General features: G+C 55.3%; 11 protein-coding genes and 2 tRNA genes. 9 read left to right on the top strand and 4 right to left on the bottom strand.

What is annotated here, in order from left to right:
- Positions 1-583: 583 nt before the first annotated feature.
- The 4 genes from ACN0XZ_RS18735 to ACN0XZ_RS18720 are packed head-to-tail and all read left to right on the top strand — an operon-like array spanning position 584 to position 2,900.
- Positions 584-712: a hypothetical protein gene (locus ACN0XZ_RS18735; RefSeq protein ID WP_417459343.1), complete on the top strand. Its 129-nt coding sequence runs from the start codon at positions 584-586 to the stop codon at positions 710-712.
- Positions 713-724: 12 nt separating this feature from the next.
- Positions 725-1,084: a GntR family transcriptional regulator gene (locus tag ACN0XZ_RS18730; protein ID WP_417459342.1), complete on the top strand. Its 360-nt coding sequence runs from the start codon at positions 725-727 to the stop codon at positions 1,082-1,084.
- Positions 1,085-1,095: 11 nt separating this feature from the next.
- Positions 1,096-1,971, top strand: a complete 876-nt coding sequence (locus ACN0XZ_RS18725) for an ABC transporter ATP-binding protein (protein ID WP_417459341.1) — start codon at positions 1,096-1,098, stop codon at positions 1,969-1,971.
- The gene (locus ACN0XZ_RS18720; protein ID WP_417459340.1) at positions 1,968-2,900 is read left to right on the top strand and encodes a hypothetical protein; all 933 of its coding nucleotides are present in this window, start codon (positions 1,968-1,970) and stop codon (positions 2,898-2,900) included. Before ACN0XZ_RS18725 ends, ACN0XZ_RS18720 begins: the two co-directional genes overlap by 4 nt.
- A 61-nt stretch (positions 2,901-2,961) precedes the next feature.
- Here the strand turns inward: ACN0XZ_RS18720 and ACN0XZ_RS18715 are convergent, their stop codons facing one another.
- Complete coding sequence (locus ACN0XZ_RS18715; RefSeq protein WP_417459339.1) at positions 2,962-3,849, bottom strand: LysR family transcriptional regulator; 888 nt, start codon at positions 3,847-3,849, stop codon at positions 2,962-2,964.
- Between the two features lie 112 nt (positions 3,850-3,961).
- Between ACN0XZ_RS18715 and ACN0XZ_RS18710 the strand changes: the two genes are divergently transcribed.
- Entirely contained in the window at positions 3,962-4,738 is a 777-nt protein-coding gene (locus ACN0XZ_RS18710) for a hypothetical protein (protein ID WP_417459338.1), read from the top strand.
- A 67-nt stretch (positions 4,739-4,805) separates the two neighbouring features.
- Here the strand turns inward: ACN0XZ_RS18710 and ACN0XZ_RS18705 are convergent, their stop codons facing one another.
- Complete coding sequence (locus tag ACN0XZ_RS18705) at positions 4,806-5,663, bottom strand: methyl-accepting chemotaxis protein (protein ID WP_417459337.1); 858 nt, start codon at positions 5,661-5,663, stop codon at positions 4,806-4,808.
- A 237-nt stretch (positions 5,664-5,900) separates the two neighbouring features.
- Here ACN0XZ_RS18705 and ACN0XZ_RS18700 point away from each other — a divergent pair, with 237 nt between their 5' ends.
- Together ACN0XZ_RS18700 and ACN0XZ_RS18695 are read left to right on the top strand one after the other, a co-directional pair.
- Positions 5,901-6,221 (top strand): ArsR/SmtB family transcription factor, encoded by a 321-nt coding sequence (locus ACN0XZ_RS18700; RefSeq protein WP_417459336.1) that lies wholly within the window; start codon positions 5,901-5,903, stop codon positions 6,219-6,221.
- A 13-nt stretch (positions 6,222-6,234) separates the two neighbouring features.
- Positions 6,235-6,669 (top strand): VOC family protein, encoded by a 435-nt coding sequence (locus ACN0XZ_RS18695; protein WP_417459335.1) that lies wholly within the window; start codon positions 6,235-6,237, stop codon positions 6,667-6,669.
- Between the two features lie 3 nt (positions 6,670-6,672).
- On the opposite strand, the gene ACN0XZ_RS18690 is transcribed toward ACN0XZ_RS18695, so the two are convergent.
- Positions 6,673-7,101 carry a cupin domain-containing protein gene (locus ACN0XZ_RS18690; protein ID WP_417459334.1) on the bottom strand — a complete coding sequence of 143 codons (429 nt, stop codon included), beginning with the start codon at positions 7,099-7,101 and terminating at the stop codon, positions 6,673-6,675.
- Entirely contained in the window at positions 7,098-8,006 is a 909-nt protein-coding gene (gene rlmB / locus ACN0XZ_RS18685) for a 23S rRNA (guanosine(2251)-2'-O)-methyltransferase RlmB (RefSeq protein ID WP_417459333.1), read from the bottom strand. Before rlmB ends, ACN0XZ_RS18690 begins: the two co-directional genes overlap by 4 nt.
- Before the next feature lie 238 nt (positions 8,007-8,244).
- Here rlmB and ACN0XZ_RS18680 point away from each other — a divergent pair.
- Positions 8,245-8,329 (top strand) — tRNA-Tyr (locus ACN0XZ_RS18680).
- Positions 8,330-8,409: 80 nt separating this feature from the next.
- Positions 8,410-8,483 (top strand) — tRNA-Gly (locus ACN0XZ_RS18675).
- Positions 8,484-8,682 lie beyond the last annotated feature (199 nt).

The raw sequence follows: 8,682 nt of genomic DNA, 5'->3' as shown, positions 1-8,682 counted from the left end.
GAGCTGGAACTGAAGCAGGTCAGCTAAAACGGGCCGATTCGGGCGGTGTTCTGCGTGGGTATAACACCTGCTACTCAAATCGCCGTTTTCGAGTTAAAAAATAAATACAATAAAAACAATGGTTTAAAAGATTACGTCGGATTTTCTTCATCATGGGGCTTGTCAATGCCGATTAGGTGTTATACATAACTAATACACCGGCACGATAAAACGCCCAAACAGACACACAGCGCCACCCAAGCACGGCGGAATAAGTGAAGAGGGCACAGCGAGGAAACAGCCGGTGACGGGAAACGGTAAAAATACCGGCCCGAGTGACGAGAGCGAGAAAACAATAATACCGCGAGAGACCCGTCACGACAGTGAGGACAGAGAGCAGGGGGCCGGAAAAACGGCAAAAGCCAGCCGGCCCCCAGGGCTCTCAAGTAAAGCGAGGACAAAGCGTGAAGCCAGAGGTGAATAAGGCAAAAGCCAGCACCAGAAAAAAAGAGCCAGCGCTACATAATAAAAGAACGACAGCATCAATAAGGCGACAAGCAGGGATAACCCGGCAGCCCAACAAAAAAGAAGCGAGGAGATAACAATGTCAAAACGGTCATATCATCATGCAAAACGGTCCCATCGTCGCATTCGCAGGCTTGCCCGCGAAGCCAGCCGTATGGCACCTCTCGGCAATGGCCGGGACACTGTATCATTTGCAGCTTTTGTGTAAGGGGAAGAGCGTATGACGCCGGATTGGACGGATGACCAGCCGATCTACCGGCAACTGAAGGACAAGGTAGTTACGGCCATTATGGAAGGCTCTCTCCGCGAAGGGGAAGCCCTGCCATCGGTGCGTAACGTAGCTGTGGATTTGCAGATAAATCCAATCACTGCCTCAAAAGCCTATCAGGAGCTGGTAATGGACGGTTTGGTCGAAAAACGCCGCGGGCTTGGTATGTTCGTGGTCGATGGCGCACGGGATCGGCTAACAGAAGCCGAACGTGATCGCTTCCTTAACGAAGAATGGCCCCGCGTGCTGGAGACAATCAGCCGTCTTGGGCTCAATGCTGAAGAACTGCTGAAAAGCAGCAAGAACCATTAAGGGAGGCAGATATGACACAAGAGGCGAACAATAATCTCGTCGTTGAAGCCAAGGGTCTTGCCAAAAGCTTCGGCAGTTTTCATGCCCTGAAGGGCGCAACCTTTTCTATCCCGCTTGGCCGCATCGTGGGTGTTATTGGTGCAAACGGCGCCGGTAAAACCACCATGCTCAACGCGGTTCTTGGCCTTTCATCTTATGATGGCGACCTCAGGGTCCTCGGGCACGACCCCTCGAAAGAGCGGGACGCGCTGATGCAGGACGTCTGCTTTATCGCAGATGTGGCAACACTGCCGAAATGGATGAAGGTTGTTGAAGTTCTGGATTTCGTTGAAGCGGTGCACCCGAGGTTTAACCGCGCGAAGGCGATGGACTTCCTCTCCCGCACCAAAGTGCCACTTGAGCGCAAGGTCCGTGCCCTTTCAAAAGGCATGACCGTACAGCTTCATCTGGCCGTGGTTATGGCGATTGATGCCAAACTCCTGGTGTTGGACGAGCCAACCCTTGGCCTTGATATCATCTTCCGTAAACAGTTTTACCAAAGCCTTCTCGAGGAATATTTCGATGAAGACCGCACCGTGATCATCACCACCCACCAGGTGGAAGAGGTGGAGCATATCCTCTCTGACGTGATGTTCATCAAGGATGGTGAAATTGTCCTTGAAGCCGATATGGACGAGCTTACCCAACAGTTTATCGAGGTAATGGTCGCGCCAGGCAAGGAAGAGGAAGCCATGGCACTGGGGCCGATCACAAAAGGGTCGACCTTCGGTAAATCAACGTGCGTCTATAAAAATATTGACCGCGAAAAGCTGGCGAAACTGGGTGAAACGCGCCGCCTGGGCCTTGCTGACATCTTCGTGGCGACAATGACAGGAGAGGGGCAATGAAAACATTTGTAGCCCTTGTTAAACGCGAGGTACTGGACGGCAAAAACGGGTATATCCGGGTGCCGGTTATTCTGGCGGGGCTCACCGTGGCACTCGTCATCCTCTCAAGTCTTGGTTTTGGTAACATGCTTTACTTTGATGGCATGGAGCACGAAGGCATCGAGAACCTTGCAGATGCCATGAACAAGGCGGCCACGCGTGAACCGGAAGAGTTCCCCGCAGCCGTAACCATCGGTTACTGGGCCATGAGCATGCTGGCATGGATCGCCTTGCCGTTTGTGATCTTCTTCTCGCTTTTGGGCGCCCTTTATGAAGAACGCCGCGATCGGTCGATCCTGTTCTGGAAATCCATGCCTGTTTCTGACTGGTATGAGGTGCTGGCAAAGTTTTTCGCCCCTGTGGTGATTGCACCATTGGCTTTCCTTGGGGTGGCAATAGCCGCGCAGCTGGTGATTGCTGTGTTCCTCAGCATCCTGATGACCTTCCAGGGTGGCCCTGTGATGGACCTGTGGCCGCTCGGGCTGATGATCACGAGCTGGTTTACCGTGATCTCACACTATTTCATCTGGGCGCTGTGGGCACTGCCTGTGCTGGCTTGGGTGTTGTTCGTGTCGGCTTACGCGTCTCGCATGCCCTTCCTGTGGGCGATCCTCACACCGTTTGTTGCAATCATCGTTGAGGAACTGTTCCTGGATACCCATGTGATCGCACGCTGGTTTGGTACCCACCTTGGTGGCTGGCAGGATGGTGCGTTTACGCAGATGTCAGATAACTTCCACGGCCCACGTGATGTGTTGATGGCGGTTATGAACGGCATGCAGTGGCACAGCATCAGCTACAGCCTCACAAGCCCTGCCTTCTGGCTCGGTATCGTGATTGCAGGCGGGTTGCTCTTCGGGGCGGTAGAGCTGAGAAAGCGCGCCTTCTAAGCGACCTGACGTACAAGAGAAAACAGCGGGCTGCCATTCGGCGGCCCGTTTTCATTTCAAACTATTCCCCGGCTGGTGCGCCGAGTGCCCCGGTGATGAGGCTCTTCTTTTTCCTCAAGGTGTTGGAGAGAAAGCGCATGGTCGCCTGAATGCGGGGAATGTTACGCAAGCTGGGGTGTGTTAACACCCAAAGCGGCAAGCCCTGCTCAATACCCGCACCGGGAAGGCGCATGAGGTCCGGTTCTGCATCCGCCATATAACATGCGCCGCGCGCCATGCCATGGCCAGCCAGCACAGCCTGATGCCTTAAGATGATATCCTGCACGCGCAGACCGACGGGAGCCTTGGGAAAGGGCGTGCGCTCCAGCCATTCCGGTGGGCCTTCAAAGCTGGGGTCGACGATCCAGCGCCGCTCGCTCGGGGGCGTCGCTTCCAGATACCCTTTGCGGCAGTAATAGCTGAGGGCATAAGGGAAAAGGCGTTGGCCCACGAGGTGTTCTGCCGGGTTGTGCGTTCCCCGGATAACAATATCGGCCTCCGCTTTATCAAGATCGACCAACTGATAAGAGCTATGCAGGGCCAGTTTAATATCGGGGAACTGCTCAGAGAATGCCTCCAACTCGCTGAGAAGCAGAAACTGACCAACTGTGTTAGGAATAGACACGGTTACCTTGCCCGTAACGCTGGACAAGGCCGTGCGGCTCAGCCGCTTGCCGCGCATGGCAATCACGTCCATCTGTTCAGCGTCTGCAACGAGGTCCTGCCCGATATCTGTCGGGCGGTATCCATCGGGCGTGCGTTCAAAGACGGGTGTGCCAAACCGCTGGCCAAGTATCGCAAGCCGACGCGACACGGTCGAATGATTAACGCCCATCGCTTCCGCTGTTGCTCGCAAGGTGCGTTCGCGGGCGAGGGTCAGTATCAGCTTATAGTCATCCCATGTATCCATTGGTGCATTTGTGCACCGATATATGCGCAAGTCAATCCAGAGAACTCCGTGTTTGTTAGTCTATATGTGCGTCATTGCAATAACAAGTTCCTCAATGAAAGTGGGTTCAGATATGAAGCGACAGATATTCAGAACAGTTTTTATCGGCATGGCATTGGCTTGTGTTCCGCTTGGTCTGGCCGCCAATGCGGCTGAGGGTGCCCAGCCAGGCGTGATATCCGCAGTGCCGGAAAAACAGACAATCTCCCTTGCGAAGGGACAGGTGCTCAGCCTCGTCATGCCAAAGATTGACCCTGCAGGAGCTACAGAGCGGCAGGAATATAGCAAGCGTGCCTTTACGATAGCCCGCAGCCTTGGTCTGCAACTGGAAGGCAGCTTTACCATACCGGCGAAGATAGTGGGTAACTTCACGCCTGATATTGCTCTCTTCTTCTCGTGGCCGAACCAGGCGGCGGAAACCGCCCTGAGCCTTCATGCCGAATGGCCGGAAATCAAAGCGCTTCGTCCCAAAGCCTGGGAGGAATTGAAGATCTATACGGTGACGCTTGAGGGCGACACCACGCTGGAGTTCGACCCCACCAAATCATACACACTCGCAATCGCATGGCTTAATCCCGCGCGGCCGAACGACTATTATAAGTATATGGAGGCCATTTCAGACGATGTGCAGGCTGTTGGCGGCCGGTTCATCCTGAAAATGGTTGAACCCAGGTTTGAGGCCCACGCATCACCCAAGGTGGCTCCCGGGCAGGTCACAATTGCAGAATGGCCATCCGATAGCAGCGTTGCTGAACTGAGACGGCGCGAAGGGTATGCCGAGAAATATGCCTATTTCGAAAGCGGGGTTTCCCGGTTCGAGTTCTACCGGATAGCGCCGGTGATCAAATAAAGTTCGGGGGATTACGTCGCCAAACAGGGCCACTTTAGTGGTAGCCCTGTTGGTGAGTTGGTACTGATTAGCGCAGTTTGTCGAGGAAAGCCTGCACACTACCGCGCAGGGCCAGCCCCTGTTCCTGCAACGCCTTGATCTGCGCATTCACGGCCTCTGATGCCTGGCTCGTGCGGGCCGTTGCGTCCTGCATGCGGGCGAAATCGCCAATCACACCGCTGGTGCCTTCTGCCGCCAAGGCTGCGCTTTGGCTGATCTCCTGGCTGGCTTGGGCTTGCTGGCCTACGGTTGCGGACACTTCAGACGCGATCTCGTCTACCTCTGTGATCCGCGTGCTGACACGCTCAAACGCTGTTACCGCATCGTTGGTGGCGTTTTGTAGTTCCGCGATCTGCTGCGAAATTTCATCTGTTGCGCGGGCTGTTTGGGTTGCAAGCGCCTTTACTTCACTTGCAACAACCGCAAAACCACGGCCTGCTTCGCCCGCACGGGCGGCCTCAATCGTTGCGTTCAGCGCCAGCAGGTTGGTTTGGGACGCGATGTCGTTAATCAGCTTGATTACGTCGCTGATCTTTTTGCCAGATTCGTTCAGGGTTGCGATCAGGCGCGCTGCCTCTGACGCTTCGTTGAGCGCCTGCTGTGTTACTTCAGCCGCACGGCCCATGTGTTCGCTGACGTTCGCGACAGATGCCGAGATTTCTTCCGTGGCGCTCGCAACAGCGTTCACGCTGCTGCCCGCGTTTTGTGCCTTATGCGATGCCTCGGACATGCCCATAGTGGTTTCTTCAACCGCGCTCGCCATCGTTTCCGATGCAGCTTCCAGCTCATCGGTTGAGCTGCCCATGCGGTCAATCGCCGCCATGACCGATTTTTCAAATTCGATTGAAAGATTGTGAACGTCCAAACCGGCTTCTAACTCTGACATTATGGTCCCCTCCATGGTGCGGCAGTGTTCCTGCCACTGATTATTTTGCCCCGTGGGGCGAGAAGCATCTGCCTTCGCCCGCTTGTCGGTACCCTAGGGTAAAAAAACAAATGACAAAAGAGGGAAGGTGAGGGAGGGCGGTCATAATGTGCCGTAATTGCCAGGTGCGTGATTTTGTGGCTTGAAGTTTCACTATGTTTGTATATATGTACAAATATGAAAATAAATGAAGCAATAGTGGCGCTCAGCGCATTGGCACAGGACACCCGGATGCGGGTGTTCCGGCTTTTGGTCCGGCACGGCTCAACAGGCCTGCCTGCGGGTAAGGTGGCAGAGGAGCTTGGCGTGAACGCCACGACCCTGTCACGGCATCTGTCGCAAATGGAAGGGGCAGGTTTGATCACGTCCGAGCGCCAGATGCGGTCGATCATATACCGCGTTGATTTCTGTGCGGCGCAGGCCCTGATGAATTTTCTGATGGAAGACTGCTGTGCGGGGGACCCGCGCATAACAGGGGATCGGCAGGAAGCGGCGGGCGCTTCATGCTGCGACAAATAAAAGGAGAACAGGCATGAAACGGTTACATGTGCACGTTGGTGTGAAGGATCTGGATGCGGCAATATCATACTATACCGCCATGTTTGGGGCGGAGCCGGTGAAAGTGAAATCCGATTACGCCAAATGGGCACCGGACGACTTGGGTGTAAATTTTGCGGTATCAAAGTCCTGCGGATGCGGCAGCACGGGTGGTGTTGGGCACTTGGGGGTGGAAGTCACTGACGACGATGAGCTTGCGCGCATTGGTATGCGGCTTGATGCAGCCAAAGCCCCCATGCGGGTGGATGGTGATGTGAGCTGTTGTTACGCCAAATCTAAGAAAGCATGGTCTGAGGACCCGGCTGGCGTGAAGTGGGAGCTGTTCCGTACCTACGCGGAAGCTGAGGAGCTTGCACCAACACTGGTTGGGAAGCGCGGCCTTGAAGGGTTTTCGGACCGAGCGAGCTAACACCTACTCTTCGGACGGATGCCAGTCTTTATCCGCCAATTCATAGCTCAAAAACTCAAAGCCGGGTGAGACTGTGCAGCCGCACAGGGTCCAGTCTCCCTGGCTTGACGCGTGTTGCCAGAAATTGCCGGGCACGAGAATCTGTGGTCGTTGGCCGAGGTCGAAGTTGGTACCGAGTGTGTGAGACTTGATCTCCTTGGCCGGGGTTGCGATCTGCAGCGTGAGCGGTGCTCCCGCATACCAGTGCCAAATCTCGTCACCATCTGTGCGGTGCCAAAGCGCCGTGTCCTTGCCTTCGAGCAGATAATAGATCGCTGTGCTGAACCCGCGCTCCGACGGGCCGTCATCATGCTGGTAGGTGCGGCGGTAGAAACCACCCTCAGGGTGTGGTTTGAGCGACAAAAGCTCGATCATATCTTGTGCGGTTGTCATTCAGACCCCAGTTCATAAAGCGCAATCGCCGCGGCGACCGAAACGTTCAGGCTTTCCACATCGCCTGACATCGGTATCTTAACAATAGCGTCACATTGCGATCGGACAAGGGGACGTAGGCCTTTGCCCTCTGAGCCCATCACAATCACCAGATTGTCGCCGAGGGTAACCCCGCGGATGGTGTTGTCCGTATGGCCATCAAGCCCGATATGCCAGTATCCCATCTCCCGCAGGCTGCCGAGCGCCTGGTTGAGATTGGTCACCTGAACCCACGGCAATATCTCAAGTCCGCCTGAGGATGCGCGGGCAAGAGTGCCGGATTCGCTAGGGCTATTGCGATCTTGCGTGATAATAGCGCGGGCGCCAAAGGCTGCGGCGGTGCGAATGCATGCCCCCACGTTATGGGGGTCTGTGACCTGATCAAGCATCAGGATGATATTCTTTTGCCCGTCCTTAGGTTCAAGGGAGCTGAGGTCAACACCGGGCAGAGGGCGAACCTCCAGAAGCACCCCCTGATGGGGGGAATCGCCGGGCACTGCGGTTCGCAGCGCCGCTTCGTCGTCTATTCTGTCAACACGGAGGCCGGGCCGGATGCCGAGGAGGTCAGCACTGAGCGCCTTCTCAAGCCCGATCAGGCGCACACATTCCCGCTTATTGTTCTTCAGCGCAGCTTCCACAGCATGCCGCCCAAAGAGGAAAAAACTGTCCCTTTTCTGTGGCGTGATGGGGTGAAAGTGTGACGGTTTTTGTGGCGCAGGTGTGGCGGCGTGCCCAGCCCGTCTGTTGCCCGGATTTGCTGGGCTTGAGGGCTTTTTACCCGATTTTGAGTGTGGCGCCACACTTCTGGGCGATGTGGGGCGGGCCGACGTCGGTTTGCTGTTGCGGCCTTTATGTGTTTTTTTCATCCGCCATCTCGGGTGCTGTTATTCAGAATTGCTATAATCCGGGCTCACCGGTCTGTTGTGACATACGCCAAAGCGCCCGTGATTTAAAGCTGTTTGAAAAAAATGGAGAAAGGTCAGAACTTGATGTTGACATGCCTCCAGATATGCGCATATTGCGGCCTCACCGCGACGCTGGAACGGCGCGTGCTGAGGTTAAGCTTCAGGGTGTAAAATTCCAGCGGTCTATAAATACCATAGTGGAGGGGTTGGGGAGCGGTCAAACCCATCAGACTGTAAATCTGACGCCTTCGGCTTCGCAGGTTCGAATCCTGCCCCCTCCACCACTTACCTTCCTCGACACGAGCTCGTTTGCGGGCTTTTGCCCTGGAAGGCTTGTTGTGTTCGAGAGGAGCCGCTGGCTTGTGCGGGTGTAGCTCAATGGTAGAGCAGAAGCCTTCCAAGCTTACGACGAGGGTTCGATTCCCTTCACCCGCTCCAAAATAACGACCCTCTCGGGCATCATCGTCATGTAGCAGTCCAAGGGTGGGTTGCTGCGAGGTTAATTGAGAAGCTCGCCCCCGCATAAGCACGGGCGTGATTGCTTGCAAAGGTATACGGGCAATGGCAAAAGCAAAATTTGAACGGAACAAGCCGCACTGCAACGTTGGTACGATTGGTCACGTTGACCATGGTAAGA

It is taken from the genome of Kordiimonas sp. (assembly GCF_048264555.1).
Taxonomy (GTDB): domain Bacteria; phylum Pseudomonadota; class Alphaproteobacteria; order Sphingomonadales; family Kordiimonadaceae; genus Kordiimonas.
Note: the sequence above shows the minus strand (reverse complement) of the source record. Positions and strands in the feature narration are given on the sequence as shown.